30 protein-coding genes and 1 pseudogene are annotated in these 25,783 nt (G+C 60.8%); 3 read left to right on the forward strand and 28 right to left on the reverse strand.

Annotation, left to right across the window (positions count from 1 at the left end):
• Positions 1–5: 5 nt before the first annotated feature.
• The 28 genes from G7047_RS13495 to G7047_RS13630 form a co-directional block, all read right to left on the reverse strand.
• Positions 6–2,561 carry a phage tail tape measure protein gene (locus G7047_RS13495; protein WP_166306183.1) on the reverse strand — a complete coding sequence of 852 codons (2,556 nt, stop codon included), beginning with the start codon at positions 2,559–2,561 and terminating at the stop codon, positions 6–8.
• Positions 2,562–2,591: 30 nt separating this feature from the next.
• Complete coding sequence (locus G7047_RS13500) at positions 2,592–2,816, reverse strand: hypothetical protein (RefSeq protein WP_166306188.1); 225 nt, start codon at positions 2,814–2,816, stop codon at positions 2,592–2,594.
• 30 nt (positions 2,817–2,846) lie between these two features.
• Positions 2,847–2,975 (reverse strand): GpE family phage tail protein, encoded by a 129-nt coding sequence (locus G7047_RS13505; RefSeq protein ID WP_166306191.1) that lies wholly within the window; start codon positions 2,973–2,975, stop codon positions 2,847–2,849.
• An 8-nt stretch (positions 2,976–2,983) separates the two neighbouring features.
• Positions 2,984–3,364: a phage tail assembly protein gene (locus G7047_RS13510; protein ID WP_166306194.1), complete on the reverse strand. Its 381-nt coding sequence runs from the start codon at positions 3,362–3,364 to the stop codon at positions 2,984–2,986.
• A 123-nt stretch (positions 3,365–3,487) separates the two neighbouring features.
• Positions 3,488–4,000, reverse strand: coding sequence for a phage major tail tube protein (locus G7047_RS13515; protein ID WP_166306197.1), 513 nt, complete (start codon positions 3,998–4,000; stop codon positions 3,488–3,490).
• 35 nt (positions 4,001–4,035) lie between these two features.
• On the reverse strand, positions 4,036–5,232 hold the full coding sequence (locus G7047_RS13520) for a phage tail sheath subtilisin-like domain-containing protein (protein WP_166306200.1): 1,197 nt from the start codon (positions 5,230–5,232) through the stop codon (positions 4,036–4,038).
• A 23-nt stretch (positions 5,233–5,255) separates the two neighbouring features.
• The gene (locus G7047_RS13525) at positions 5,256–5,999 is read right to left on the reverse strand and encodes a hypothetical protein (protein ID WP_166306203.1); all 744 of its coding nucleotides are present in this window, start codon (positions 5,997–5,999) and stop codon (positions 5,256–5,258) included.
• Positions 6,000–6,097: 98 nt separating this feature from the next.
• Positions 6,098–6,970, reverse strand: coding sequence for a hypothetical protein (locus G7047_RS30940; RefSeq protein WP_205904690.1), 873 nt, complete (start codon positions 6,968–6,970; stop codon positions 6,098–6,100).
• Position 6,971: 1 nt separating this feature from the next.
• A complete protein-coding gene (locus G7047_RS13535) occupies positions 6,972–7,685 on the reverse strand; it encodes a DUF4376 domain-containing protein (RefSeq protein ID WP_240939551.1) in 714 nt (237 codons plus the stop codon).
• 29 nt (positions 7,686–7,714) lie between these two features.
• On the reverse strand, positions 7,715–8,656 hold the full coding sequence (locus tag G7047_RS13540) for a tail fiber domain-containing protein (RefSeq protein ID WP_166306209.1): 942 nt from the start codon (positions 8,654–8,656) through the stop codon (positions 7,715–7,717).
• Between the two features lie 10 nt (positions 8,657–8,666).
• Positions 8,667–9,698: a virulence-associated protein gene (locus G7047_RS13545; RefSeq protein ID WP_166306212.1), complete on the reverse strand. Its 1,032-nt coding sequence runs from the start codon at positions 9,696–9,698 to the stop codon at positions 8,667–8,669.
• Entirely contained in the window at positions 9,688–11,832 is a 2,145-nt protein-coding gene (locus tag G7047_RS13550) for a DUF4815 domain-containing protein (RefSeq protein ID WP_166306215.1), read from the reverse strand. Before G7047_RS13550 ends, G7047_RS13545 begins: the two co-directional genes overlap by 11 nt.
• Before the next feature lie 10 nt (positions 11,833–11,842).
• Complete coding sequence (locus G7047_RS13555; RefSeq protein ID WP_166306218.1) at positions 11,843–12,331, reverse strand: hypothetical protein; 489 nt, start codon at positions 12,329–12,331, stop codon at positions 11,843–11,845.
• Between the two features lie 5 nt (positions 12,332–12,336).
• Entirely contained in the window at positions 12,337–13,290 is a 954-nt protein-coding gene (locus G7047_RS13560; protein WP_166306221.1) for a phage tail protein, read from the reverse strand.
• Positions 13,287–14,141, reverse strand: a complete 855-nt coding sequence (locus tag G7047_RS13565; protein ID WP_205904689.1) for a baseplate J/gp47 family protein — start codon at positions 14,139–14,141, stop codon at positions 13,287–13,289. The genes G7047_RS13560 and G7047_RS13565 overlap by 4 nt, the downstream gene beginning before the upstream one ends.
• Positions 14,138–14,494: a GPW/gp25 family protein gene (locus G7047_RS13570; protein WP_371813834.1), complete on the reverse strand. Its 357-nt coding sequence runs from the start codon at positions 14,492–14,494 to the stop codon at positions 14,138–14,140. Before G7047_RS13570 ends, G7047_RS13565 begins: the two co-directional genes overlap by 4 nt.
• Positions 14,491–15,165: a phage baseplate assembly protein V gene (locus G7047_RS13575; RefSeq protein ID WP_166306224.1), complete on the reverse strand. Its 675-nt coding sequence runs from the start codon at positions 15,163–15,165 to the stop codon at positions 14,491–14,493. Before G7047_RS13575 ends, G7047_RS13570 begins: the two co-directional genes overlap by 4 nt.
• 74 nt (positions 15,166–15,239) lie before the next feature.
• On the reverse strand, positions 15,240–15,713 hold the full coding sequence (locus G7047_RS13580) for a phage virion morphogenesis protein (protein ID WP_166306227.1): 474 nt from the start codon (positions 15,711–15,713) through the stop codon (positions 15,240–15,242).
• Positions 15,714–15,724: 11 nt separating this feature from the next.
• Positions 15,725–16,252, reverse strand: a complete 528-nt coding sequence (locus G7047_RS13585) for a phage tail protein (RefSeq protein ID WP_166306230.1) — start codon at positions 16,250–16,252, stop codon at positions 15,725–15,727.
• Positions 16,218–16,781, reverse strand: a complete 564-nt coding sequence (locus tag G7047_RS13590) for a lysis system i-spanin subunit Rz (RefSeq protein WP_166306233.1) — start codon at positions 16,779–16,781, stop codon at positions 16,218–16,220. The genes G7047_RS13585 and G7047_RS13590 overlap by 35 nt, the downstream gene beginning before the upstream one ends.
• 25 nt (positions 16,782–16,806) lie before the next feature.
• The gene (locus G7047_RS13595; RefSeq protein ID WP_166306236.1) at positions 16,807–17,073 is read right to left on the reverse strand and encodes a hypothetical protein; all 267 of its coding nucleotides are present in this window, start codon (positions 17,071–17,073) and stop codon (positions 16,807–16,809) included.
• Entirely contained in the window at positions 17,070–17,609 is a 540-nt protein-coding gene (locus G7047_RS13600; RefSeq protein ID WP_166306239.1) for a lysozyme, read from the reverse strand. The genes G7047_RS13595 and G7047_RS13600 overlap by 4 nt, the downstream gene beginning before the upstream one ends.
• Positions 17,609–17,803 (reverse strand): hypothetical protein, encoded by a 195-nt coding sequence (locus G7047_RS13605; protein ID WP_240939483.1) that lies wholly within the window; start codon positions 17,801–17,803, stop codon positions 17,609–17,611. Before G7047_RS13605 ends, G7047_RS13600 begins: the two co-directional genes overlap by 1 nt.
• A gap of 16 nt (positions 17,804–17,819) precedes the next feature.
• Positions 17,820–18,047 (reverse strand): tail protein X, encoded by a 228-nt coding sequence (locus G7047_RS13610; RefSeq protein WP_166306245.1) that lies wholly within the window; start codon positions 18,045–18,047, stop codon positions 17,820–17,822.
• A complete protein-coding gene (locus G7047_RS13615) occupies positions 18,044–18,541 on the reverse strand; it encodes a head completion/stabilization protein (RefSeq protein WP_166306248.1) in 498 nt (165 codons plus the stop codon). Before G7047_RS13615 ends, G7047_RS13610 begins: the two co-directional genes overlap by 4 nt.
• A gap of 127 nt (positions 18,542–18,668) precedes the next feature.
• Positions 18,669–19,367 (reverse strand): phage terminase small subunit, encoded by a 699-nt coding sequence (gene gpM / locus G7047_RS13620; protein WP_166306251.1) that lies wholly within the window; start codon positions 19,365–19,367, stop codon positions 18,669–18,671.
• Positions 19,368–19,447: 80 nt separating this feature from the next.
• A complete protein-coding gene (locus G7047_RS13625; RefSeq protein WP_166306254.1) occupies positions 19,448–20,476 on the reverse strand; it encodes a phage major capsid protein, P2 family in 1,029 nt (342 codons plus the stop codon).
• Between the two features lie 76 nt (positions 20,477–20,552).
• Positions 20,553–21,386 (reverse strand): GPO family capsid scaffolding protein, encoded by an 834-nt coding sequence (locus G7047_RS13630; RefSeq protein ID WP_166306257.1) that lies wholly within the window; start codon positions 21,384–21,386, stop codon positions 20,553–20,555.
• Positions 21,387–21,528: 142 nt separating this feature from the next.
• On the opposite strand from G7047_RS13630, the gene G7047_RS13635 reads away from it, so the two are divergent.
• The 3 genes and pseudogenes from G7047_RS13635 to G7047_RS13645 all read left to right on the forward strand — a co-directional run bounded on the left by G7047_RS13635 (position 21,529) and on the right by G7047_RS13645 (position 25,437).
• On the forward strand, positions 21,529–23,430 hold the full coding sequence (locus G7047_RS13635) for a terminase large subunit domain-containing protein (protein WP_166306260.1): 1,902 nt from the start codon (positions 21,529–21,531) through the stop codon (positions 23,428–23,430).
• A gap of 3 nt (positions 23,431–23,433) precedes the next feature.
• A pseudogene (locus G7047_RS13640) lies at positions 23,434–24,509 on the forward strand (phage portal protein).
• 736 nt (positions 24,510–25,245) lie between these two features.
• Positions 25,246–25,437 (forward strand): helix-turn-helix domain-containing protein, encoded by a 192-nt coding sequence (locus G7047_RS13645; protein WP_371813891.1) that lies wholly within the window; start codon positions 25,246–25,248, stop codon positions 25,435–25,437.
• Positions 25,438–25,783: the final 346 nt, after the last annotated feature.

A 25,783-nucleotide genomic window follows, 5' to 3' on the forward strand; every position in this document is an offset into this window, starting at 1 on the left:
CTCCATCAATCTATGTCTGAGAGCGACGACATGCGGCGGCCCTGTTTGTCGCGCTCGCGTTTGTCCAGCTCGGCGGCCACCGCCTTGGCCACCGCTTGCGGGTCCATACCCGGCGCCGCATTGATCGTGATGACGATGGACGTTCCGCCGCCGTCAGCACCCCCTGCAGGGCCGACTCCGGCCCCACCCATGCCCTGCCCCGCCATCACTGGCGACATGGCCACCATCGAGCCCGCAGCCATGGCCACAGCTGCATTGCGCACCATTCCAGCGCCGCCGCTGATGCCCTGCGCCGCGCCCTCGCTCACGTAGCCGCCCAGCTCCATGAAAACGCGGCTCGGGCTGTGAATGCCTAGCTTTTGCTTGAACCAATCGACAGCGTCACCCGCCGCCATGCTGATCGAATCGCGCACTGACTGGATGCGGCTTGTGATGCCGTTGGCAATACCTTGCACGATGGACGCGCCCGCATCAAATGCACGCATGGCCAGCCCGGCCACGAACTGCAGGCCAGAGGCAGCAGCAGCGCCCATATCCTGAATCAGCAGCTTGAAGCCACCCTTCACGTCTTCCCAACGTTGGTACAGCATGACGGCCGCCGTGATGAGCAGGCCCACCGGCCCCAAGAAACGCAGCATCACCATGCCCATGCGCGCCACCATCGGCAAATAGGTGGCCAGCGTGCCAATCCACGCGCCCAGCCACTGCGATGCACGCAGCAACCACGGACCAGCCGCACCCGCCGCGCGCCCCAGCAATCCCCACATGCGGCCCAGCAGGCCCATGGCAGGCGTGGCACCTGCCGCAGCAGCGCGCACGCCCACCATGTTGAGCAGGAAACGCGACAGCATGAATCGCGCGATGAACATGGGGCCGAACATGGTCGCCACCGCCACACCCACGGTGCCCAGCACCGTGGCCAGCGCCCCGGCACCGATCACCACCCTGAGAATGCCACTGACCACAGCGGGATTTTTTTGCATCCACTGGGTGAGCTTTTCGAGCCACGGATTCACGGCCTTGAGCACATCGAGAATCGCCACCTTCAACGGTTCGCCCGCAATGGCCAGCGCATTGAACATACGGTTTTTCTGCATCTGCAGTTGGGCACTGAGCGCAGAATTGCGTGCAGATGCTTCGCGCGCCATGCTGCCTTTGGCCTCGGCGCTGTTGGCAAGACCGATTTGGCGGCGCAGTTCCTCGGTGTTGGTCACCAGCTTGGCCAGGCGGCCCACATGCTCCTTTCCCGCCAGCTCGGCCATCACGCCCAACTGCTCTTTCTTCGGGATTTTCTTGATCGCCTCCGCCACTTGCAGCATCGTGCCCACGGCGTCCTTGGACATCCCTTCCTGCATCTGCTCAGGTGTCATGCCAATTTCACGGACTGCCCCTTGAAACTTCTTGGTGCCCTTGGTCGCCGCCGCGAAGTTTGTGAAGATCGCCTTCACGCCCGTACCCGCCGTTTCTTCCGTTTCGCCGGAGGTCAACAACGTGCTTCCCAGCGCTGCCATGTTCTCGCCCGTGATGCCGACCGTGCCCGCAACACCGCCAACACGGTTCAAGAAACCAATGATGTCGCTACCCTTGCTGATCGCGTTGTCATCAAGGTAGTTGATGGTATCTGCCAACCCGCGAATCTCCGTGATTGGCATCTTCAAGTTGTTGGCAATCTTGCCCATGCTCTCCGCGATCTCGTCTGGGGTCGCGTCGAATGCCGTCGCAATCTCGCTGGCCATCTCCACGAACATGGCGAGCTTGTCTTTCGGCACCTCCATGCGCGCGGCCGCCGTGTACATCTCAGCGATCTGCACAGTAGATTGCGGAATGCGTGTGGACAGTTCGCGAATCTCGCGCTCAGCCGTCCGGTAGACCTCCGTCAGATTTCCCTGCGCGTCGCGCGCGCCCTGCACTTGTCGCTGAACACCCATCATGGCGTCTTCATGCTTCATGAAGGCATCGACCGGAGCCAACCCCGTTTGCATGACCCGTTTTCCGACGTGCGCACCAGCCGCCGCCGTCGCGCCAACCATTGCCAAGCGGCCCATGGTTTTGCCGTGAACGGCGTTCAGCTTGGACAGTGCTTGCTGCTTGGCGGACAGCTTGTCCAGCTCGGCGCGCTGGCGCTCCATGGCCTTGGTGGTTGATTCGATGCTTCCTTTGATGCGGTCCTGCGCAGCGCTCAGACTGCCATTGACGCCCATGGCATTCAATGAAGTCCGCGCACTCGCCGCAACGGCGCGTTGCTTCTCCATCGCCGCCGTTAGCTTGCGCACGCCCTCGGTCTGCGTCTTGAGCTGCGCCTCGGACGCCGTGCCGCTGCGCCGTGCAGAATCGAGCAGCGCCTGCTTGACCTTCAATTCATTGTTGAGGCGCGCAAACTCCGCAGCCTGCTTTTGCACATTGGCAATAGCGCCTTGCTGATCATTCAGCGCCTTGAGTTCGGCGCGTGTTTTCTTGAGTGCAGAGGATGTTTCGGCGCTGGCCCGCGCCACACCCTTGAGCGGGGCCGTGACCCGGTCCACGGCCGCCATAAGGACTTCAAGCCGCAGGCGGTCAACCATGGCGCACCCCCTGCGCCACGGCCTGGCGTGTCAGTTGATGGGCGGAAGCCCTGCAGTTTTGCGCGACGAACGAATCAGATCGTCGATTTCGTCCAGCTCGCGCTTGGACATCGCTGGTTCCAGCGTGGGCTCTTGGAACACCCATTGCGCGGCACGCTTGGCCGCCATGCCCGCAAAGTAGGCGTACATCACCCCGGCGCCAAGGATGGCGAACAGGGCCAGCACTGCGATGGTGACGATGATGAAGGTGTCCATGGGTTCGCATATTACCGCCAATCGAAAAATCTACTCGGGCGGCGCATGCATTGCGTTGTGTCGCTCCACAGCCAGGTGCCGCCAGTGCATCAGCTCGCCCAGTTCCATGGCATCCATGACCTGCGGCGTCCAATGAAACAGCATGGCCACGTCGGCCATGGCCGCCTCTACGCAGTCGGGGAGGCCATGTCCGCCTTCGAGGCGAAAAAACCCGTGATCTCCACGGCGCAATTGATCAGGTCGGCCACATCCATCTCGGCCACTTCGTGCTTGAGCAGCGATGGCACCGTGATGCGCAGCAGCAACTCCGCCACGGCATCGGTCTTCATCATCGACACTTCGCCCAGCGACAGGCCGCGCAGGTCGCCGGTGCGCGGCTTCATCAGCTGAATACTGGTGATGGTCTGCTCGCCGCGCTGGATTGGCGTTTCCAGCGTGAGGGTCACGAATTTGCGCGCAGCGGCGACGGCGATGGCTGCAGGCACTGGAATAGGTGTCGGCGCCTGCGTCGGTGCGGCGTTTTCGTTGGATTGCTTTGCAGTGCTCATGATTGGCTCTCGGTGCTTTGAATAAAAAAGGCGGCGGGCGGCAACGACGCACACCCGCCGCAAACCATGCGCACCGGCTTGACCCAAGCGCGCATGACAGCTTGGCAGCTGCGTTCTGTTCGGTCAGATGCCCAACGCGGTGCGCGTTGCAGCCATGTTGTCCACGCCGTCCACGATCTCGATCATGTTCACCAGATCGATTTCGAATTCAACCTTGCCGTCCACCACCTGCTTGTAGTAGCTCAGCACGTACTTGTAAGACGGCTCCAGCTTGTCTCCCGCCTTGGCGGTGCCTTGGTCGAGCTCTTCAATGCGACCGCGCCCAGTGACCTCCACGGCAGTGACCGCGCCGGTTTCATCGGTCTGGATGGCACCCACGAAACGCAGCAGCTCGGCGTTGTGCAGCGGAGAACCCCACTTCGATGCAAGGCCCTTCATCCAGCCCGCGCCCTTGATCTCCATTTCCAGCGTCCCATCGACGCCGAAATCGAGCTTGACCTCTCCACCCATGCCGCCGGAGCGGTGGCCTTCCATCTTGCGTTTGAGCTTCGGGATGACGATTTCCGTCACCTCTCCCCGGTAGTCGGTGCCGTTCACGAAGACGACAAAATTTTTCAGTTTGCGCGGCAGTGCCATGGCTATTCCTTGATATGAGTTTCAGGCGGCCCGGCTCAGCTGCCGGTAGAAACGCGCAGAGCCCAGTCGGCCCAGTACTGGTCCGTGATGCGCTGGCGCAATGTCAGGTCTTCCAGCGGCGGCAGCGGCGTGTAGTCGTAATCGATGATCAGCTTGCCGGACTTGAGCGATTCGGTGGTGTTCACTTCTTCGTTGATCCACGCTTTGCCATCCAGGATGTACTGCAGCGCCTTCAACTGGCGCAACCGGGTGTTGATGCCTTCGAGAATGTCCTTGGTGAGGCTCGGCGTCATAGGCTTGTCGATGAACTCGAAGTGCCCTTCCGCCATCGTGTCGGCCAACACATGCGCAGTTCGCGCCGCAGTTTCGAACGAGAAGTTTTCATCGCTGCTGCAGGTGCGGCTACCCCAGATGCGATAGCCCTGCTTGCGAATCAGCGTGGTGACGTTCCCCTCGTTCAGCAGCGTTGCATCGCTGGCCGGGTTCTGCAGATCGAAAAACACATCCTTGGCAATGCCGGTAGGGCCGTTCACTGCGACATTGGAAATGCTCTTGTGCCAGCCCTGCGTCTGGTCGATGTAGGCACGCATGCCGAGCGCGTAAGCCACCACCGGCACTTCAACCGCCTTGTTTTCGACGGTGCTCCAGCGGGTGAAGTTAGGCCACAGCACCATGGTTTCGCGCTTGCTGAACCCTTGCTGATATCCCAGCACTTCGCTCACGTCTTCGGCGCCGTGGCCGTACACGTAGGCCATCGCGCGCAGCTTCTCGGCCACGGACGTGAGCGCTTCGGCCACGGGCTTGGTATCCAGACCGGGCGCGCCGAGAATGCGGGGCTTCACGCCGAGCTGCTGCTCGGCCGTAAGCAGCGCCTGAATGCCAGTGCGCTGGCCGCCCACGTAGTCACCCACCACCTTGCTGGTCTGGTCTGCTGCGCGTTCCTCATCGGTTGCGCCTTCGCCATCCGCCACGCGCACGATGACTATCACCGGGCGTGCATTGTCTGCAATGCAGGACAGGGCCATGGACAACGTGCCGAGCGTGCCCGCTGCGGCCTGGGCCTTCGAGATGGATGTGAACAGCACGGGCTTGTTCAGCGGGAACACCGTCGCATCCGCATCGCTTGCCGTGGCCACCAAGCCGACGATGGCAGTGGACACGGTGCGCAGGGTGTTGGTTCCCTCGTTGATTTCAACGACGCGGACGCCGTGGTGGTAGTCAGTGACAGCCATGGTTTGATACTCCGTTGGTGATCTCAGGCGCTGGCCACGTTGGCGGTGGCGTCTTCGCCCTTCCAGCGAAGCAGCGAGAAAGTGACGTTGACCACCGGCAGGCGAGCACGCCCCATGTACTGGTGGTTGACCTTGTAGCCGTAGTTGGTGCGCAGGCAGAACTTGCCCAAACGCTTGGACCGGAAGAACTGGTAGACGCCTGCGTTTTCCAGCAGATACCAGCCCTCGATCTCGCGGCCTGCATCAGTGTTGCCCCAGCTCTGCACCGGTCCGGCCAGATCGGACTTGACGCCCAACTGCGCAGCCAGCCAGCTGGCACGATTGCGCCAGCCCAGCCACACAAGGCGCGCCCAGTAGCTGCGCGGGTGATGGCCCTTGGCCCAGTAGCACAGGGCGATGACGTCGGCGGCGTTGTCCTCTGGCACGCGGTCGGGCTTGCCGATGCCAGTCACTAGGTCAGGGCTCCACGTCAGGCCCGCGTCGCCGTTGATTGATACGTCGTTATCCCACCAGCGGAACAGGCGCGGTAGTTTATCGTCTCCCCACTTCGTGAACAGCAATGCGATGGGCACCACAATGGGTGCCAAAAGAGCAGGCAAGGTGACCAGCGCGCCGCGAACCGCGACAGGCAAAAAGCAGCTCGCTGCCTTGACGCGATGCTCCCATGGCATGCCCTGCAGACTGAGCACCGCGACGATGGGAAAGATGCACCAAGCGAGATAGAGAAATGCCAGCACGTAGAGCGCGGCGGGCAACCAAGAAGGCATTGGATTTCCTTGATAGAAACAATGCAGTCATGGTGCCCACGCGCGTGCGGATGCGCCAGTAATGCGCCCTGTGGCTGACGCTTGAACAGAACGACGGGCTACGCCGCCGCGTAGGGAAATGAGCGGCCCGCTCCCCAGATGATACGGACGGCACCGACGCCACCTTGAGCCTCTGGCGTACTATTCGACGCACTCCCCCCGCCGCCGTAAGCGCCGCCGACCGCGGTGTAGTCAGATGCTCCGCCAGCACCACCTTGACCGCCGCCGCCCCCCACGCCCGGACCTACGGTATCCGACGTCCCCGAAATCACGCCCTTCAAGCCAACACCACCACCACCGCCCTTGCGGTAGTTGGCGTCCACCCCGCCGCCACCACCGCCTCCAGTCGTGCTACCGACACCCGAATAATTTGTGGAGCCACCTTGCCCACCCGCATGCAGATATCCGCCCGCCCCGCCACCACCAGAACCAGCTGCGCCGTATCCGCCGCCACCAGCCCCACCTCCATCGAAGTTTCCAGAACGACTACCGCCACTAGATGATGGAACGTTCGGCGGGCCGAAGTAGCCGTTACCAGCCTGATATACGACACCCCCAATAGTCACCGATGTGTTTCCAGATGCGGCTGAATTGAATCGCACTTGGATAACTTGCCCCGGCGTGACAGCAACGTTGTTCTTCCATCCCAACGCACCCCCACCGCCAGATCCGTCGAACGTGCCGTTACCACCGCGCCCCACAGCCACAAAGCAAATAGAGGTAACGCCCGCTGGCACCGTGAAATCAGCATTTGCCGTGTATGTTGCTTCGCCCGCTGCGGCCTTTCCGTGAAACTGGGATAGCGAGATCGCGCCAGAGGCCGGAATGCCTGAAACGATGCCGTAATACTCACTCAATTCATGCGGTGCAGATCCGCCAAACTCCTGGGCAATCTGCAGCAACGAGATGGGGCCGGACGATGGCAATGCCATTTCAAACGCCCCATCCAGATTGGAAATCAATCGCCATGAGGGCCGGAATGTTGCCGGTCACATCGACCTGCTCGCGCAGCACCCGCTCACGCGCGAAACACGATTGAACGTGACGAAAAACAGCTGTTCCGAACTGCATGATTTCAGCAGCACCCAGCGTAACAAAGCCGTTTTCAGCCTTCCACTCGATCATGGTTTCCGGGTCGGCCAAGGCGTGCGAATGCGCCCCGGTGATGGTGGATTGCGATTCACGATCCGTGAGCACGCGCGCCCCGCCCACGGTGATGCCTCCGGTTTCCTTGTCGTACCGTACGCGGGCAATCTCGGCCTTCATACGCTCTTTCAGCTGCTGCAGATTCTGCGGCGAACGCAGATCCATGATGTGTGATTGCCGCACCCATTTCCCATCGATCAAACTCGGCTCACCCACCTGCACGTCCTCAAACCATTCAGGGGAGCGCATCGGCGCAATCACCGGGGCGACTGCGCGGAATGCGGCCGGTAGCGTCTGTACGATCTGCGTGCCTTCCAGTCGCCTCTCTTGCGCTTCAAACCATTCGCGCGGCGGTGCTTGATCCAGTATCCCCGCGTCCAGCTCCACGCCTTCGAGGCACTTCCCATCCGCACAGATCGGCAACGAGACAAGCATTTGCGCAAAGGCCTTCGGCAAATCGGAATGACGAAAAACCACCTCGACCTTTTCAAGGTGTTCCACAACGCGCAACGGTGTGTATGTCAGCGTGCTCATGCCCGCGCCCCTTTCAATGCCTGGACTTCCCGGTCCAGTTCCTTCACGGCCTCAATCAGCGGCGCGACAAGATTTCCATAGGCCACCGTCAGAATGGTGGCCTCGCTGTCTGCGCATGGCTTGCTCTCCAGCACCACCTCTGGAAACACCTCGCGCACCTCCTGCGCGATTACACCCATCTGCCGAGCCTTCGCCGGATCGTCAATGCGAGTGAAGTAGACGCCGCGCAAATCCCTGATGCGCGCCAACGCGTTGAGCACAGGGACGACATTTGTTTTCAGGCGCGCATCCGAGTACGCCGTCACGTTGCTGCTCGACGTCATGTTTCCGCTGGCGTCCAGCGTCCACCGTGCAACGCCTGTGCCCTGAGACCATCCGCCGATGCGGATCGCGTTGTCAGTGTCCAAACCAAAGTTGATCGCATAGGCGCTAGCCCGATGAAAAGAGATCATCGCCGCGTTGGATGCGTCGCCCATTGCCTGCAACTTCGAACCACCCGCGCCCGTGACTGCCCCCACGTTGCTCGCCGTAGTGATCGACCCAGTGAAAGCGCCACCAGCCTTCGGCATGGCGTTTGGATCGGTCGCACTGGCAGCACTCCCGGTGATGTTGATTGGCCAGTTACCGGACGCATCACTGCCGGTGCGCGATGGAACACTCAGAATGGCCCGAGCCCCGGACACCGTTTTGGCACCGGTTCCGCCATTTTCGACACCCACCGTCGCCGTCACATCGAGCTTGGACTGCGCAAGCGCGTTCGCCCTCTGCTCGATCAACGCATCCAACTCCTGCGCACGCTGTGCCAAATTCAGCGCGGCCTGGTGCATCAGGCTGTCAATGCCCGAGATGGCATCGCGCAGCTTGAAAACGTCATATTCAAGGAATGCCGCAGGGTCCGGCAGCGGCAAGCCGTAGTGCCCTGTGATTTCGTTGGCCATGTGTCACCCCTTACAGAATCACCGCGCGCAGATTGCGCACCTTGGGCCGGGCCGTGGTAGTACCGCTTAGCGTCAGTCGCAGGCGCAGCGATTGCGCATTGATGGCTTGTTTTCGATGATGAAGCTCAATCACACCTGCGGTCTGCGCGCTACTGCTCTCCCACGGCACGGCCACCCATGCGCCCGCGTCGTTGAGCTGCGCTTCCACCATCACGCCGGATCCGCCCGGAATATCGCCCTCGAAGATGACGCGCAGATCCGTGCCGCCTGATGATGCGATGGCGGGCGTGATGTAAGTACCCGACTCCAGCAAGCTCCCCACGGCCAGTACGGTGCCGGGCTCCAGTACCGCGCCCAAGCCACTTGCACCCACGCGCATGGTGGCGCTGAGCCGTGCCGTTCCGGTGTGCGGCTCGCTCAACTGCACGGTCTGGCCGGAATCGACATCCATCGATCGCACCACGGCACCGGCCTGAGTCAGCAACTCCAGCTTGTAGGTGATGCGTGCATCACTGGCAGGCTGCTGCGCCCCTGCGTTGACCATCAGGCTGGTTGCATTGACAACGGCTTGCGAACCAATGATCAGCGTCTTGTTCTGCTCGGTGTACCGCACCGCCAACAGCTCGAAGCGAAGCATTCGATTGGCGTAACGCGTGGTGATGCCCGATGCGTTGGTTTGCCAGTAGGTGCCGATGGTGGCCTGCGGCGCAGTCACCCAGCCGCCGGTCTGGTTCTGTTCGCCGTACTGCCCCACATGTACCGACGTGATGGTGTCGGATGCATCGACCACCAAGGCCAGCGGCACATTGGCGGACACCAGCACTGGAGCATCCCACAGGCAGCGCGTAGCCTCGCCATTTGTCTTGATGGCCTGCACGCCGAGGCGCGCACGTGCCATCACGTTGCCGAGCTGCCCGTTTTCATCGAGCATGCACATGGACACCAGCACGTCACCACCAGCGGCCGCAAAAAACAGGTTTGCGCCCGCGCACTGCATCACCGCCGTGGGCGTGATGATTTGGACAATTGAATCAAATGACATAGGTCACCACTCCAGATCCTGCTCCGTAGCCGCCGTACATGGTTGACCAGCGACCGTATGTTTTCAAGGTCAGCACAGCACCGCCCAAATAATTGGCCGAGCCCTTGCTACCGTTCTCGCCCACGAATTCCACTGCCTTCATGCCAATGGAAATATTGGCAGGCACGGTAAACGCACCGTAGACCTCGCCGCGCGCGTTGGCGATCAGAGAGCCACCAGCTACCGGTGTCACCGCCACCGGCACGCCATCAAAAGCCACGCTCGCCAACGGCTCCAGCGGGCGGAAGCCGGACAGACTGAATGTGACCTCGATCTGACGCATATGGACGTTGCTCACGTCGATGGTCGATTTGTCGTACAGCTCATCGAAGGCCGATTGAATGGTGTACCTGCTGGCATTGCGATCAATGGCCAATGGATACGCCTGCGGATATGGTGCCTCCCACCGATCCACGGCAGGCTGCAGCGCAATGGTTGCCGGAAGCTGCCCCGCCGCCCCGCTTGGATTGATGGCCATCGCTCGACTGAAACTCAGCTGGGATACAGCCGCGACAAAGTCATATGCGAGCCCATAGGCCGTGACACCGTCGCCCATCAAAAATGCACCCTCAAATTCATAGAGCTGCAGCGCTTGCCCCGACACCATGGCCGTCTGCTCACGCCCCTGATCTCGCATGGTGTTGTCCATCATCGGATCGGCGAAGTAGCCCTTTTTCAGGCCGCTGTATCGACCCGCCACGTCCGTGGCCAGCCGCAGCTCTGCCAGATCCAGCTCGATGTCATCCATGCGGGTTGCATACGACACCAGCGTGTCCATCTGCACCGTGCGCACGGCGTCGGCCACAGTGCGGCGCGTGTCTGCATCCCACGTCTGCACGACGCTCGCCAACGCCAGCACGCCGCCCGGTACGTCCGGATCTACGGGTTGCCATGTGGCCGGGATGCCCTTGATGATGTCCAGCTCGCCCGCACCGTTCATCACGATTCGGTCGATGCGCTTCATCGCATAGGCATAGTCCACCTGCAAGACGGTCTGCGGCACGCCGCCCTGCACGTCAAATCCGCGCGGCGTCTGGTTCAGCACGTCCTCTGTGCTGATGTAGTCGAAATCCACCGTGTACTCACTGCCCGGCACCACTTCCGCTCCGTCCGGACTCCAATCGACCTGCCCGGCGGTCAGCTTGTAATCCACGTCCTTTTGGTAAGTGGTTCCGCCTTGCTTCACGCTGTTGATCTTGTACACGCTGTTTTCTGGCAACGGATCAGCAGCACCCAGAAACGGGCCGTGCGAGATCTGCGCCACACGGTTGCGCGGAATCTTGACCTTGGCAGGCTGCAGCACCGGCCAGCGGTCGAACTGCACATGCAACAACCCGGCCGTGTCCACGTTGTGCGGCTCACCGCTGATCAGCTCGACATCTGGCACGGCCGCAAACACCACACGGCGGTCCACCGGCTGCTCGACGGCGCGGCCACTGATGCGCGCCGCGCCCGCCGTGACAGCGAACACCTGCCGCCCTTGTTCATCATCGTCCGACTGAATGGTGACCAGCCCGCGCACCACGTAGCTGCCACCCGTGCTGTCTCGGTCGTAACGTTCGATAGCCTGGGTGGTGGCGTTCATCGTTGGCGCTGGCTCGCGAGGCGTCACCACGCCGTCGCGGATGGTCCATACTGGATAGAAATTGCCCGGCTGGCCATCGCCCTGCACGCCCCACGCGGTGGACACCTGCAAGCGGTCCGCACCAAGCTCACCATACCCGGCCGCACCGGCTGCGCGGTTGTACAACGTTGGATCATCCACCGCCGTGACCACGCGCTCACGGTAGAGCACGCCCACATAAACCAGCCCGACGACGGGCACCTGCAGCGATGCTGCAGCCAGATCATGCACCGCGCCCGAAATGTAGATGCCGCCCGCCTCCATCGAGCACTCGCCGGTTTCGGCATTGACCGTGCAGCGCGCGCCCTCGGTGATATCACCGTCGGCAAACAGCACGTCTGCAATGCGGGTGATTCGGTGATCGATGATGGACTGCGCTTCGTTCTGCTCGGCGGATCCCGCCACGCGGTCCGCATGCACCAGCACTTTGGTATAGCCCTTGGCCGCATCGAATCCGTTGTAAATCGTCATATTCAGGCCCTCATAGCGGGATTACGATTTCTTCATTGCCCTTGGTTCCGCCGTCGCGCACCATGCGCGCCCGGAATTCCATTGACCAGATTTCCCCAGCATCTGCGATCTGATCTGGCGAGAGGTATCGCTGACCCGCAGGCACACCGGCAGCGATTTGCGTGCCAAAGAAGACGCCCATCTCGCGAACAGACTCGCCCACTGCGTCATCAAATCCGAACGTAGCGCGAACGAAAAGAAACTGGGATGGCTCAGCGACGCGCTTGTAGAAAATCTTTCCGGGCAACTCAATGTCACCATCAATTTCGGTGGCGGGCACCACGTAGGCCACCTCGGTGGCAAGACGTCGCCCGATTTCATCCATGAGCGCCGCCCTGTCGGAAGGCGTGGCCGGTGGATCGTTCCACACGCCATCACCACGCCCCAACGCTACATGCACCGTCATGGCCATCATGGCTTTGGCCAACATCTTGCGTCCGTTTTGTTGCAGCACTTGCATGCTCTTCACTCCGTTGTTTCGTAATAGTTACTCTGAATGTTTTGAACGCGCCAAGGCGTTGAGTCCCACCGCCCCCGCCATTTGCGATCACCCACAACACGCGGCGTGCATTCGCCCGAAAATGTGACTTCCGCACCCGCCACCTGATGCGCCGTGCGCGCGCTATCACACTGGCTCGCCATCCCCTCGAAGTGAGTGTTTTGCGGCTGCTGCGCTTGATACGGCTGCACCATCGAGCATGTGAACCAGTGCAATACGCCCACGGTAGTGCGATGTACCGCGCCGTCCCAGCGCGAAACGTCCCACCGCATCACATCAGGCCTTCGCATCTGACTGATGTAGGTGAATTCGCTTGCGCACTGCAGCGGCTCCAGCTTGGGCGGGTTGCAAATGGACTGCTGAAATACCGCTTGGCTACCAATGACCACACCGCCGTCGTCGCCCACATCCACAGGCGCACCGCTCACGTTGTCCCAGATCGCTGCATCCCACAACGGCCGGTTGTCCCAACGCAGCATGCGCAGGTCATAGCGATAGAACACCCGGTAAAACGACACATGCAGCGGGATCGTGTTGCGCACGGCATAGGCCATCCGGGCAATGTCGGCATTGCTGACCTCACGCCCCGGATTGATGTGCAAGCGCGCGCCGTCCTCGTCGAGCGTGACGCTGGTGTATCCGAGCCACGACAGCACGCGGCGTACACCAGCAGCGGTGCCGCGCTCGCGCAACCACGGCAGGCCCTGCGCGATCAGCTCACGCGTGTCGTCAAAGTAGCGATCAAATCGGCTGATCTGCCACTGCTGCGCGACCCACGGCAAAAAACTGTCATTGGCCAGCACTGCGGCAGGCTCGATGCCATCGGCCATTGCGCCCCAGCCACGCGGAAACGTGGTGTCAATCACTCGCTCCAGCGTGGTGGATGACGGCGGCAGGATGGTGCGCGGCGTCGTCGTCATGCCACCACCCCGGCATCAATCAATTGCACTACGCCCAGCGCCGGATATTCACCGGCCGCAATGGTGGTGGTGACCGCTGGCGCTGCATCGTCGGGGAACTCCACGGCATGCACGCCATCGACGTGCAGCAGCGTGGTGATGTAGCTGCGCGCCACCGTGCCCGCCAGAATGCCCATGTCGGCAAACGCTGCGGCCAGACGCTGGCGCATCAGCTGCGGCAGGTTGCCCGGCGCGCTGCTGGTGCGCGTGATGCGCGCGGTGATGTTGATGACGTGCGGCTCAGCCACGGCCACGGTGAGCACGACGCCAAGCATGCGGGCGTCATCCGCATTGAGTGCGGAATTGACCAGCTCGCGCACGGCCTGTGCCTGCGCGGCATCCACCACCCACAGCATCACCAGCACTTTGCCCGGCGCGCTTTGCGTGGCGCGTACCGCTCGCACCAATGGCGAGGCGGTCAGCGCCTTGTATTCGTAATACTCACGCGTTCCCTGCGCGCCCATCGCGGCGATGCGCAGTTGCAGGCGCACCCGGAATCGATCATCCGACTCGTCGGCCATACGCTCGACGCCAAACATGGCGGCCAGCTGGTCCAGATCAGCACCCGAGGCAAACGCCAGCAGGTGCGCGCGCGACGCGTCATTGACCCGAGCCCGGAAAAGCAGTTCGCGCAATGCGAACGATTCCAGCAGCTTGACCACCGGGTCAGACTCAAGTTTCAGGATGTCATCAATGCCAGGCAGGTGCGGCCGCATGCGATCCGCGAAATCTGCCTTGCCCTGCGCGAGGATGGTTTCAAACGCCAGCGTTTCGACCACGCTCGGCGGTGCGAGTGTCTGCAGATCAATCACGCAGTTCCCCCAGTCAACGGCACGGACAACGAAAGCGACGAGTCCCGGCCGAATTGCCCGGTGTAGGCGCAATCGATATTGAGCGTGGCGCGACCTGGCACGTCGGCATCTCGCGTGAGCGACATCTTCGAGACCTTGATACGTGGTTCCCAACGCATCAGCGCCGAGGCCACAGCGGAAAACACGCGTGTTTGGGTTGCGAGGTTGTCGGGCTGGTCGATCAGCGCGGGGACAAGACTGCCGTAGGTGCGGCGCATGACGCGGCTACCGATCGGAGTGCTCAGGATGTCGGTGATGCTCTGGCGCACATGTTCGAGCATGTTGATGCGCTGGCCGGTGGTGCGGTTCATCATGGCGCAAGCCCTCCGGGTATGGCGCCACCTGCGCCAGCAGGCACGCCGGACAGCATCACACCCTTGGTGACTTCGGTGTGAACGTGCGTCATCAAACTAATGCCTGCAGCGATCACATCCACATTGGACGTAACAGTGGCCGGGCCGATCTGCAGCGTGGCCGCCCCGGCCTGCAGGGTGATCTGGTTCGGCTTCATCGTGATGCTGCAGCCGTCTCCCACATCCATGCGGAACTCTTGCGGCTCCATGGTGGCGCTGCAGGTGTTCGAAACCTCAGTGCGCAACTTCTTTTCGTGGTGCGTGATGTGCGCCTCGGGCGCGTATTCGGAATAGTCTTTTTCAGACCAGCGCGTGTGCTCCACGGCCTTCTTGTTGCTGGGTGCGGCGTTGGCGTCGGAGTAGAAGCCGAGCAGCACAACGCCCTGCAGCAGGTCACCGCCCGGTGCGATCACCAGACATTGCTCACCGACAACCGGCGGCCACCAATGCGAACCATCCTTGCCAGCTGCGCGGCCGGAGAACCATTGCAACCAGTCGGTGATGTTCTCGCCCATCTGCACGCGGCAGCGCGCGGCCCGAAGATTCACGGCATGCACCACGCCGAGGCCAGCAATGTTTTCCAGCTTGCGGGCCTGTTCCTGCGGTGTGTTTTGCTGCGGTGTTTGCGACATGCACCCACTTTGCCGCCGCGCGCGCGTGAAGGCCAGCGCGGCGGGCTGTGGCTGCGCACATCACATATTGCGGACTAGCTGGCCAGATGCTGCAGCAGCACGTCGCGAATCAGATCGGTGTCAGCATCGCTGATGCCCACCAGCTCGCGTGCTGGGTATCGATAGGCCGGGCCGTGCGGGTTGACGTTGTCGGTTTCACCGAAGTGATGAACGCGCGCGATTCGCTGGGCACGGCTCACGATCTCGACCAGCGCGGACTCAGGCGAGCCGCGCGCCTTCAAATTCTTGGCCGCCCTCATCTTGGCAAAGAGTGGCAGCTTTTGCTTGGCCGCCTGCCGGATGCGACCGGCCTTGCTACGCATTGTGGATGCTGGTGGTTTGCGCGGCTCCCAGCGGTTTCCGTCCGGGTCGGTCTGCGCAGCCATGCGCGCGGCGTTGGCGGCGCGCAGCTTGCGGGCGACGTCTACCGTAATGCGGCGGCGCTGGCTCGGCTGCAGCTTCTGCAGCATGCTCTCGGCCCACGTTTCGAGCGCTTTGAAGTCGGCCATTGTTCAGACCATCAGAAGAAGCGCAGCGACTCGAAGCGCGCGCGCTCTGGCGGGATCTCCATATCCCATTGCGCCAGCAACTGGTCCTTTAGGTATAGCTCCCATCGTTCAGCCATGCCCGCCATGCCTGGCACACCCGGTTCTGGCGGGTGCTCGGCAATCAGTCGCGTTGGGTGATCTTCGTCGGCCTTGACCACCACCCGCTCGGTGACAGGCACGCGAATGGCAATGTCACAGCTCGACAACTCCAGCAATTCCACATTGAACTCCAGACCCTTGGCCTGAGTCTTCGGATTGTCCAGCAGCTCGGATTGATGCACCCGCACCCAAGCCAGCAACGGCACAAACAGCGCATCCGTGTGGCCAACGTAGTTCAGCACCGTGATTTCGATGGTGTATTCGTACTCGAACGAGAGCCCGCCCGCCAACGTGGACACCGTGCGCCCTTCGTGCGCCAGCACGATGAGGTTTTGCGGATCACGCACGAGGTCGGGGTTTGCCGACTCAATGAGCGCTCGCAGGCTCTGCAACTTCCACATGTTGCACCCCCTTCAATCTGGCTTTGTAGCGCTCGACCTCTGCGGCGGCCCCGTTGTATCGGTCGATACAGAAATTGAGATCTCGGATTGCGTCGTCTCCGTCGTCGGTGATGCCGAAAATTTCAACAGCATCCGCTCCGACAAGTTCGGCGCGCGCTTCTTGAGTCCCAGCGGCTCCAGACTGGGCGGTGTTGCCAGTTGGTATGACGGCGGGCACACAAGCGGCGGCCCTGATTGACACGCGCTGAGTGCCAGCGCGCAAAGCGCGATCACGCTCGATCTGCGAAATTTTTGCATTTTCTTTGGCCTCGTTCAGTTGCTTGGTCAACAGGTCTTTTTCATCGCGATGACGTTTCTGGCTGTCGTCGACCTCGCGGATCTGGCGCTGGCGTTCCGTTTCATTGGCCGCGTCCTGCGCTTTCTCTTTTTTCCCCGCCGCCACCATGGCGCGGTCATAGCCCTGCCCCTCTGCCCATGCGTAGAACGCCCACGCCGCGAGCGCAAGGCACGCGCAAAGGATGATGGTCACATCGAGCGTGCCGCGCTGCCTTGGTTTACATGTCATAGCAAGCACGGGTGCCCTCATCCTGCAGGTCTTTCAAACATGCCTTGAACGCGGCACGCTCGCGCGCGTCTGTCATTCCGCACTCTTCCAGCACATCACCCGCCTCCTCGTACCATGCAGAGGCCATGTCCGCTTCGTCAAGCGCGATATTCAACAGCCTGCAGCCGCTGGCCGCTGACTGCGCCGGGACCACAGTGCATCCCGACATGCCGATCAGCGCGACAGCGATTGCAATGAGTAAAAGTATGCGTTTCATTTCTGCATCTCCATACATGCCGCAATGCGGCGCTCTTGCCGAAGCCAAACACCTCTACAGCCTTGCGGCCCCCAGTTGACCGGCAGGCGGCAATCACGGCCTGCCTGAAAACGCCAAGCCTCTAACGCCTGGCACGCGCCGACGTAGTCACCACGCAGCAACCATGTGCGCGGGCTTTGCGGCTTGGTCCAGTTGCCATAGCCAAACTGGCCGAGAAAATCCATGTAGAGATCGAACTCGCCCTGCAACAGAACCACGTCCGGCAACGACTTGATAAGGCGCTTTTCATCCTCGGCCGCAAGTCCGCGCGCAAGCTGGGACGCACGCTCTCGCGTGATCGGCGGATCTGTCATGCGCACGGGCGTGCCATCTTCATAGCGCGTGGAGCCGTGGCCAATCGTTGGCACATCGCCCTTGGTCGGGATGTATGGGTTCGCACCGAACCCCTCGTTCGCCTTCCACGTACCGAACCCGGCCGCCGACAGCGTGAGCGCCGTGACGATCACGCGAACAACCGATTGCCGTGCCTGCTCCATTACTCGCCCTTCACCGGCGTGCCCTGCGCGGCCTTGCGCCAGCGGTACAGCAACCACCCGATTTGCAACAGCAGATAAACGATGGTCAGTGTTCCGACCGTTGCATTGATCGACCAGCCTTGCGCCACCGATGTGGTGACCACGGCAACGGGCGGCGATGCCTTGGCGCTTTCAACTGCGATATCTCTGATCATTTCTTTGCTCATGTTCTCAGTCCCACAGATAAACCCGCTCTTGCACCGGCTCGGCCGACTCCACCACCCGCACGGGATGCCCCTCCGGCAGATCGGTCGCGATCTTTGCCAAGCCCGGATTGGCTTCGAGCGTGGCCTCAAGATTGCCCGCCGTTTTTCCCAGCGTGCGCCACATCAGTGCATCAAGCACCTCGTGCTGATGTGCACGGACCGTGGCGCTCTGGTTGCTGGTGACGGCGCTCATATCAATTCCGCGATCACGCGCGAGCGGCTTTGCAGATCGGCAATGGCAAAGCGCAATCTCTGGTTGAAACCGGAGACGCGCACCTCGACCCCGCTTGTTACCCGGGCCTCCTTGCCCGCACCCTGCGGCAGCGTGGCCATGTCGCGCGCCACCTCGGCGGTTTCGGCCAACACGTGCCACTTGATGGCGTGGCGGTATTGCTTGAGGCGCACGCTCTCGCGTTCGGCACCAGTTCCGATAGTGGCGGCAGGCACGTCGCCCAACGTCGCGTAGCCCTGCGATTCCTGCAGCTCGCGCCAGTCCCGCAACTCGGCGTTGATGGCCCAAATGGCGGCCTCTATGGCCTCACGCATTCGCGGCGTGGTCACGGTGGATTCAATGCGCGAGTCGGCCCGCAGACGCTCGCAATCGATGTCCGGGAAAAAGCCGTCATTCATCACCACGCCCTCTTCCTGCTTGAGCGGTGGATTCACATGCGGTGCAACGAATGACATGGGGCCTTCTTCCGGATCGGTGTAGGTGTGGCGGTGGCCCTGGGCTTCGGCATATGCAAATCAATGCTGCTTTGCCCAGGGGCCGCCACGGCGCGGGGTACGCTCGGTTTCGAGCAACTGGCTCGGGCTATTTCTTGACCCGACGCTCCAATCGCTCAATGTCTTTTTTCACGCCCACGAGCTTGTCCAGCTCGATGGCTCGCTGCAGGTATGGCAATGCCTGCTCGCACACCTCTGGCGAGAGGCTGGCAATGTCCGCATCGCTGGTACTGGTCTTGCCCACCAGCGCCCAGCCAGCGGCCTTGCACAGGCGTGCCTTCGGCTGGTCTGGCGTGTCGGCTGCACTGGTCATTTCCATGACGCGCCGGACGGTCTGCAGTGCCTCATCGCCCACCAGCTTCCCGTCACACACGGCGGTGGAAATTTCGTCCTGCAGGATCGTGGCCACGTTGCGCCTGTAGTCGTCTGGCGGATTGACACCAGCGGCCAGCATGTACTCGGCGATGTCGATGCCGCGCGCATAAAGGCCCGCGTCCAGACTCCAGACCATGGCATATGCAATCACCTGATCTTGAGTGCCTGGCCGCGACTGCAACACGCCATCGACATAGGCGTCATACAGCGGAAGTAGCTTGCGCTTGGCATCCACCTTCATTTCGATGGACTTGATTTCCTTGAGATCACTGCGGTGCTGCCGAAGCTGCATCATCATCAGCTCGAAGGCTTCGCCCACCGTTTCGCCGTGGACGTTTGCAGCATCGGCCTGCGCCTGCTGCTGTGCGGCGCTCTTGTGCATAAAGCTGCGCTGCGCTGGTGTCTGTCGCATGTTGATGTTCCCCGCGTTTGTGTGGCAGCTGGCAAATAGCGGCCCCTTTTTTAGGGCGGGCTATTTGCCAGCGTTGTCGCTCAGTCCTGCAGCTCGATGTTCTCGATCAACGCGAACTTGCCCAGGTCTTCCACCACGAAGGCGTCATTGCTGCTTTCGTAGGTCTCGATGCGGTCTGCCTCTGGCGCCTCCTTGACGTGGCGACGGCGGCCACCTTGCTGCCAGTAGATGGACAGATTGCTAAGGCTGGTGATTGCAATCTTTCCCTCCGGCATAAATGGCACGGTGATGGCCTGCAGTTCACCCAAGCGCTTCTGACTGCGAACAATGCTGGCCGCCAGAATTTCTGTCGGTGCGTTCTGATCATTAACCAGCGGGAACAGCTTGTCATGCATCAGACCGCGCCCCACGATGGCCACCAGATCACCGGCCCCGACATGCCACGTTTCCAACAACGTGTTGGCCACGTCGTAGACCAGCCCGTCGAGATTGGCGTAGTCCGCGCCAGCGCCCGTGCCCACGACCACCTTGCCCGCCGCATTGGTTCCGCTGGAGCCATCGAGAACACGCTGCGCGGCATTCTCACGCACGTACTGCAGCCAGCCCTTGTTCACGTCCTGCAGCAGCGGATTTGCCGCGCGATTCGTAGTGACCGCCACACTGGTGCCGTTGAATCCGATCATGATGCGGTCGAGCGCGCAGCGTTGCTGGATCGCCTGCGACAGCAGCAGCTGGAACTTGTTTCCGAACTTGGCCCACATGTCGAGCTTGGGATAGCGCACATGCGTGTCATAGTTGGTCTGCGCGCACAGATATTTCTGATCGTTCATCGCGCTGACATCGCGCGTTTGACGACGGCCAGCGCCGGACGTATCAGTGCGGCTCGCGATGGGTCCATCGACGCCAATGCCGAGCGTTTCACCCATCATTTCATCGACTGGGACGATGTTGATGGATTTCAGGAATGCGCTGCTTTCCTGAATGCGGGCTTCGAGTCGCTGCTGCACAGTCGGCTCGACCGCGAACTTCACGGATGCGTCGCTGATCCCGTTCAGTCGCGCCTGATTTTCAAGGTACTGATTGAGCAGGATGCGGGTTTCGTTTCTCATGGTCTGGTCCCTAAAGGAAATCGATTTGATTCGGTGGATGCGGTACTGCGGTGTGGGCTTTTAATCGGCTTCTCGATCAGCAATCAGCCACGGCGTCGCTGGTTTCCGATCCCGTCGCGGCCGGTCGCTTGGTTCCGCTGCCGTCCTGCTTGCTCAGCTTTTCGGTTTGGTCATCGAGTGCCGCCTGCAGCTTGGTGAACTTCTTGTTCAGAGCCTTGTTTTCGGACTCCAGCTTGTCTACGCGCCCCTGCAAGTCCTCAACCGATTCGGCTGTTTCTTCCATCACTTCGGCGGCCTGCGCGCTGAACTTCTCGGTGTCTTCCTGGCGGCCGTTCAGCTTGCGGAACTTGCCCAGCACCTTGGAGAGCACGCTCGCCCTTTTGGCCGCTGGTTCAGGCCGCGTGTCATCGTCGTCATCGTCGTCTTCTTCTTCATCACCGTAGTCAAGCTCGGTTGCGATGAAGCCACTGGAAAAACGCTTCTTGTCTTTCTCCGCCGAGAATTTCAGCGTTTCAGTGCCGAGACTTGCAGGCTCATCCGTCACGGCTACACCAGTCATGTAAGCCTCGCCCGTGTCCGCGAATTCGGGCACGATTTCAGCGGACGAATACACCTTCTTGCCGCGCTTGTTGAGCTTCACGAGGTCATCGAGCGGAGCGATGGCGGCATAGAGAGCCATCTTTCCATCGAGCTTTCCGCCCTTGATCACTTCGGCCTTCAGCTCGATCACGTCGCCCTGGGCACTGAAAGGAGAGTCCGCGCTATAGCTGCGCATGTGCTCCACCCAGACACGCGCGCCGTATACCTCAGGGTCATAGTTGGCGGCGGCTTGCGTCAGCCATGCGCGTTTGATGGAGCGGCCGTCAATGGTTGCGCCTTCAACAGCTACGCGGAAAAATTTCTTTGCCATTTGCGGCCCTCGGTGATGAAAGTTGATTCACCGCCTATGTTCCGCATATGGCTCATGCGCTGCAATTGGCGCGCACTGTGGCTGCGCACATCACATTTTTACGTTGTCGATTTCCGCGCGCGCGCGACAGACACTGGCAAGCATGACAAAGCAAGTCGCGCAGGACAACGCCGCGCCCAAAGCCCAACGCATCAAGGCCAATCCATCCAAAACAACGATGGCCCGGCAAGCCGCCGCATTGCACGACCAGGTGGTAAGCCAATTCAACGGCCTGCCCAAAGGTGATACCAGTCCGGTGAATTACGGCGGCGCAGGCAAGCGACGCGATGCACGCGGGCTGTACTGGCAAGGTTGGAAACTGTCGCACATTTCCGAGCACCTTGGTATTCCACGCGGCACCTTGCACGGCTGGCTTAAGTCAGAGAAGTGGAACGATGCGACGCCCACGCACCGCGTGGAATGCACGCTCGAAGCGCGCCTTGTCTGCCTCATCATGAAAGAGCAGAAGACGGGTGGAGACTTCAAGGAAATCGACCTGCTCAGCCGACAAGCTGAGCGCCTTGCGCGCATCGGCAAGTATGAGACGACCGGGCGTGAAGTTGATCTGAATCCGAACATCGAACGGCGGAACGCTGCGCCAAAAAAGCAGCCATCCAGAAATTTCCTTACCGATGAGCACATCGAACAGCTGAAATCGGCGTTCCTCGATAGCCTGTTCAAGTATCAGTTGCAGTGGTGGCATAGCAGCCAGCAACGCACCCGCAGCATTCTGAAATCGCGACAAATCGGCGCCACTTGGTACTTTGCTCGCGAAGCCCTGATTGACGCACTAGAGACAGGCCGCAACCAGATTTTTCTCTCTGCCAGCAAGTCGCAGGCGCACATTTTCAAGCAGTACATCACATCGTTTGTCTACGATGTGTGCGGCGTTGAACTCAAGGGCGATCCCATCGTGCTGGCCAACGGTGCAACGCTGTATTTCCTCGGCAGCAACGCGCGCACCGCGCAGGGCTACCACGGCAATTTCTATTTTGATGAGTTCTTTTGGACGACCGATTTCGAGCGCCTCAACAAGGTGGCCAGCGGCATGGCCATGCACAAGAAATGGCGCAAGACGTATTTCTCGACACCCTCCAGCATCCAGCATGCCGCCTATGCGTTTTGGAGCGGCGAACGCCTCAAGAAGAAATCAAAGATCGAGGTGGACATCACACATGCAAAACTCGCTACCGGCTTCACCGGCGAGGATCGCATGTGGCGCAACATCGTCACCATCGTTGACGCGCTCAATGGTGGCTGCGATCTATTCGACCTGGCCGAGTTGCAGCTCGAATACTCGGATGAAGAATTCGCCAATCTGCTCATGTGCGGGTTTGTCGACGATTCGTTCTCTGTGTTCCCCATGTCCGATCTGCAGCCCTGCATGGTGGACAGCTGGGAAATCTGGAAGGACTTCAAGCAGTTCGCACAGCGCCCTCTTGGATATGCGCCGGTTTGGATTGGCTACGACCCCAGCCAAACGGGTGACAGCGCTGGACTTGTCGTCGTCGCACCACCAGCGAAGACAGGCGGTTCGTTTCGCGTGCTCGAAACACTGCAATTCAAGGGCGCGGATTTCGAGGCCCAAGCGGACGCCATCAAGAAGGTGACCCAACGCTACAACGTCGAGCACATCACCATCGACACCACTGGCATCGGCGCTGCAGTGCATGAGCTGGTGCGCAAGTTCTACCCACGCGCACGCGGCATCAACTACAGCGTAGACAGCAAGACCATGCTGGTGCTCAAGGGTCAGCAGGTGATCAGGTCCGGCCGCTTGGAATTCGACGCAGACAAACGCGAGCTGATGAGTCACCTCATGTCGATCAAGCGCGAACTGACACCTAGTGGCCGAAGCGTCACCTACTCCGCAGGCCGCAGCAAGACTACGGGCCACGCTGATCTCGGGTGGTCATTGCTCAATGCGTTGAGCAATGAGCCATTGGACGCAGGCACCGACATGGCCACCAGTACCGGCCGCTCTTTCATCACCGTATCAGATTGACCCATGCCAAAACGCAAACGCCAATATCGCAAGCAGCACACCAACGACGCTACGCCGCAGCCCACCGACAGTCCGAACACTCGCGGCGGCCAATCAGAGTCGTTCACTTTCCAGCTTGGAGACCCCGAGCCCGTTATCGGTGGCCGGTCGGCCCTGCTCGAATACGCCGAGTGCATGGAAAACGGCGACTACTACGAGCCGCCGGTTAGCCTGGCATCGTTGGCTCGGTTGCTGCGCATCGGCGCGCATCACGAAAGCGCGCTGCGGTTCAAGGTGAATGTGCTCACCAGCACGTTTGTGCCGTCGCAGTGGATGAGCGCCGACACATTCCGCGCGCTAGCGCTTGACTATCTGGTGCTAGGGAATGGCTATCTCGAAAAGCGATTCAACCGGCTGGGCGGCCTGCTCGAATTGCTCCCATGCCTGGGCAAGTACATGCGGCGCGGCATTGAACCAGATCGCAACTTCTTTGTCACGGACATGAAAAGTCCGCACGAATTCGAGCGTGGCTCAATTGTTCATCTCCGCGAGCCCGATCTGCACCAAGAAGTCTACGGACTCCCCCTTACCTTGGCGCGCTTCAATCCGCGATCCTCAATGAGAGCGCAACGCTGTTCCGCCGCCGATACTTCGCCAATGGTGCGCACGCTGGCTTCATCTTGTATGTGACCGACGAGGCACAGAACCAAGACGACATTGACAAGCTGCGCATGCAGCTGACCAACACCAAGGGGGCAGGGAACTTTCGCAACGTCTTCTACTATGCGCCAGGTGGCGCCAAGGATGGCGTGCAACTGATCCCCATCAGCGAAGTGGCCGCGAAGGACGACTTCTTGAACATCAAGAATTGCAGCCGCGACGACATACTGGCAGCGCATCGCGTGCCGCCCCAGCTTATGGGCATGCTACCCAACAGCACCGGCGGCTTCGGTGACGTGGAGAAAGCAGCGATGGTGTTCGCACGCAACGAGATAGCGCCGCTGCAGGCCACCATGGCGCACGCCATCAACACGCAGGCAGGGCGCACGGTCTGCACGTTCAAGCCGTACCAGTTGACCGACGCACCCGCCGCGAACTGACGGCCACCGCAAGCCACCCACAAGCCCGCCTAGCGCGGGCTTTCTTTCACCCACCCCACGCCCTCACCACCCCTCAGCAGGCCCGCCACGGCCCGCGTGGCAGGCCCACGCCCCACGCTCGCACCTCGCCCCGGCCCTGCCGCCCGCCCGGACCCCCATCAAGACCGAAAGCGCGCCGACGAGACCCCGCCGCGCCGGCACGCTAAATAGGTCGCTTTTGTCGGCCCTGTCGATCTACCAGCCAGCCAAGCCCAGCAACGCGCCGCGCGCAGTTTTGGGGTACTCTTTCGCGCCGGGAATCGTCGGGTTTTGGCATATGGCACTCACCTCGAATCCACCCATTCGCAGAAATGACCGACAAGGCCCGAAATCGAGTCGCCACGCGGTCATTTCTTGATGGTCCATACCATGGCCTATAACGACATGGAAAAGTGTACAGACGGCTTGCTTTCTATGTTTGCGGCTCCTGCTCTCCTCCGCCTGCCATGGCGATGTTGGGCATCAACACCCAAGGCAACAGACGCTCCAAGCGCATGCACGCACTCCTTTTCTTGGTATCCGGTACAGGGAGATGCCAGGCTGATGCCAAATTGGGATTCATCCTGCATCGATATGTGAAGCAAACTCCGTAGATGCAAATGTATCAGAAACGGATGCTTGAGGGGTGTCTGCCAAACCCACTCCTCCCACTCATCTTCCCGACCCGGACAACCTGCGCGATGTGTTTGCGTACTGGGTGCGTCTCAAACGAGTCGAGAAAGGCTGGTCGCAGGAGCGCCTGGCGCTGGAGTGCGATTTGGACCGAACCTACGTGTCGGCTGTAGAGCGGTCCCGCTGGAATGTGTCGCTGGCAAACATTGAACGCATAGCGCAAGCGCTGGATGTAAAGGCATGGACATTAATCAAGCCACCTCACTCTGGCCTCTAGTACGTCCATCAGTAGCCAGAGAAAGTTCGATCAAAACTAGCCGAAGGCGAGTAGGTCATGTATCGGAACCTTAAATCCACATCCTCCTTCTCACACCCCCCCTACGGGGTGGATTTTGAAAGTGAATTTCCTCGCCAGTTTTGGCACACCGGCAAGTGATCAGATCGAGACCCGTGCACGGAGGATTTGCGTCGTGCACACGAATCCAACCGCCATTGCCATTCAGCCCAAATCGCTAACCCAGATTGATCTCAAGAAGACGCTTTTGGCAAAGTTCCGCGTACAGCGGGACAAATTTAAGCCCACGGTTTTTTGTGCTTCGGCCAATGCTTTTTAAAACAAAAAA

It is taken from the genome of Diaphorobacter sp. HDW4A (genome assembly GCF_011305995.1).
In the GTDB taxonomy this organism is placed as follows: Bacteria; Pseudomonadota; Gammaproteobacteria; order Burkholderiales; family Burkholderiaceae_C; genus Diaphorobacter_A.

Excerpts from the sequence above, each read along its gene's own strand:
- G7047_RS13635 (WP_166306260.1), top strand. The coding sequence starts at position 21,529 with ATGACAAAGCAAGTCGCGCAGGACAACGCCGCGCCCAAAGCCCAACGC.
- G7047_RS13615 (WP_166306248.1), bottom strand. The coding sequence starts at position 18,541 with ATGTCATTCGTTGCACCGCATGTGAATCCACCGCTCAAGCAGGAAGAG.
- G7047_RS13595 (WP_166306236.1), bottom strand. The coding sequence starts at position 17,073 with ATGAAACGCATACTTTTACTCATTGCAATCGCTGTCGCGCTGATCGGC.
- G7047_RS13625 (WP_166306254.1), bottom strand. The coding sequence starts at position 20,476 with ATGAGAAACGAAACCCGCATCCTGCTCAATCAGTACCTTGAAAATCAG.
- G7047_RS13495 (WP_166306183.1), bottom strand. The coding sequence starts at position 2,561 with ATGGTTGACCGCCTGCGGCTTGAAGTCCTTATGGCGGCCGTGGACCGG.
- G7047_RS13525 (WP_166306203.1), bottom strand. The coding sequence starts at position 5,999 with ATGCCTTCTTGGTTGCCCGCCGCGCTCTACGTGCTGGCATTTCTCTAT.
- G7047_RS13600 (WP_166306239.1), bottom strand. The coding sequence starts at position 17,609 with ATGGAGCAGGCACGGCAATCGGTTGTTCGCGTGATCGTCACGGCGCTC.
- G7047_RS13555 (WP_166306218.1), bottom strand. The coding sequence starts at position 12,331 with ATGCAAGTGCTGCAACAAAACGGACGCAAGATGTTGGCCAAAGCCATG.
- G7047_RS13550 (WP_166306215.1), bottom strand. The coding sequence starts at position 11,832 with ATGACGATTTACAACGGATTCGATGCGGCCAAGGGCTATACCAAAGTG.
- G7047_RS13505 (WP_166306191.1), bottom strand. The coding sequence starts at position 2,975 with ATGGCCGACGTGGCCATGCTGTTTCATTGGACGCCGCAGGTCATGGAT.
- G7047_RS13500 (WP_166306188.1), bottom strand. The coding sequence starts at position 2,816 with ATGGACACCTTCATCATCGTCACCATCGCAGTGCTGGCCCTGTTCGCC.
- G7047_RS13580 (WP_166306227.1), bottom strand. The coding sequence starts at position 15,713 with ATGGCCGACTTCAAAGCGCTCGAAACGTGGGCCGAGAGCATGCTGCAG.
- G7047_RS13545 (WP_166306212.1), bottom strand. The coding sequence starts at position 9,698 with ATGTCATTTGATTCAATTGTCCAAATCATCACGCCCACGGCGGTGATG.
- G7047_RS13560 (WP_166306221.1), bottom strand. The coding sequence starts at position 13,290 with ATGACGACGACGCCGCGCACCATCCTGCCGCCGTCATCCACCACGCTG.
- G7047_RS13575 (WP_166306224.1), bottom strand. The coding sequence starts at position 15,165 with ATGTCGCAAACACCGCAGCAAAACACACCGCAGGAACAGGCCCGCAAG.
- G7047_RS13520 (WP_166306200.1), bottom strand. The coding sequence starts at position 5,232 with ATGGCTGTCACTGACTACCACCACGGCGTCCGCGTCGTTGAAATCAAC.
- G7047_RS13515 (WP_166306197.1), bottom strand. The coding sequence starts at position 4,000 with ATGGCACTGCCGCGCAAACTGAAAAATTTTGTCGTCTTCGTGAACGGC.
- G7047_RS13510 (WP_166306194.1), bottom strand. The coding sequence starts at position 3,364 with ATGAGCACTGCAAAGCAATCCAACGAAAACGCCGCACCGACGCAGGCG.
- G7047_RS13630 (WP_166306257.1), bottom strand. The coding sequence starts at position 21,386 with ATGGCAAAGAAATTTTTCCGCGTAGCTGTTGAAGGCGCAACCATTGAC.
- G7047_RS13570 (WP_371813834.1), bottom strand. The coding sequence starts at position 14,494 with ATGATGAACCGCACCACCGGCCAGCGCATCAACATGCTCGAACATGTG.
- G7047_RS13605 (WP_240939483.1), bottom strand. The coding sequence starts at position 17,803 with ATGATCAGAGATATCGCAGTTGAAAGCGCCAAGGCATCGCCGCCCGTT.
- G7047_RS13610 (WP_166306245.1), bottom strand. The coding sequence starts at position 18,047 with ATGAGCGCCGTCACCAGCAACCAGAGCGCCACGGTCCGTGCACATCAG.
- G7047_RS13540 (WP_166306209.1), bottom strand. The coding sequence starts at position 8,656 with ATGGCCAACGAAATCACAGGGCACTACGGCTTGCCGCTGCCGGACCCT.
- G7047_RS30940 (WP_205904690.1), bottom strand. The coding sequence starts at position 6,970 with ATGGCATTGCCATCGTCCGGCCCCATCTCGTTGCTGCAGATTGCCCAG.
- gpM (WP_166306251.1), bottom strand. The coding sequence starts at position 19,367 with ATGCGACAGACACCAGCGCAGCGCAGCTTTATGCACAAGAGCGCCGCA.
- G7047_RS13585 (WP_166306230.1), bottom strand. The coding sequence starts at position 16,252 with ATGTGGAAGTTGCAGAGCCTGCGAGCGCTCATTGAGTCGGCAAACCCC.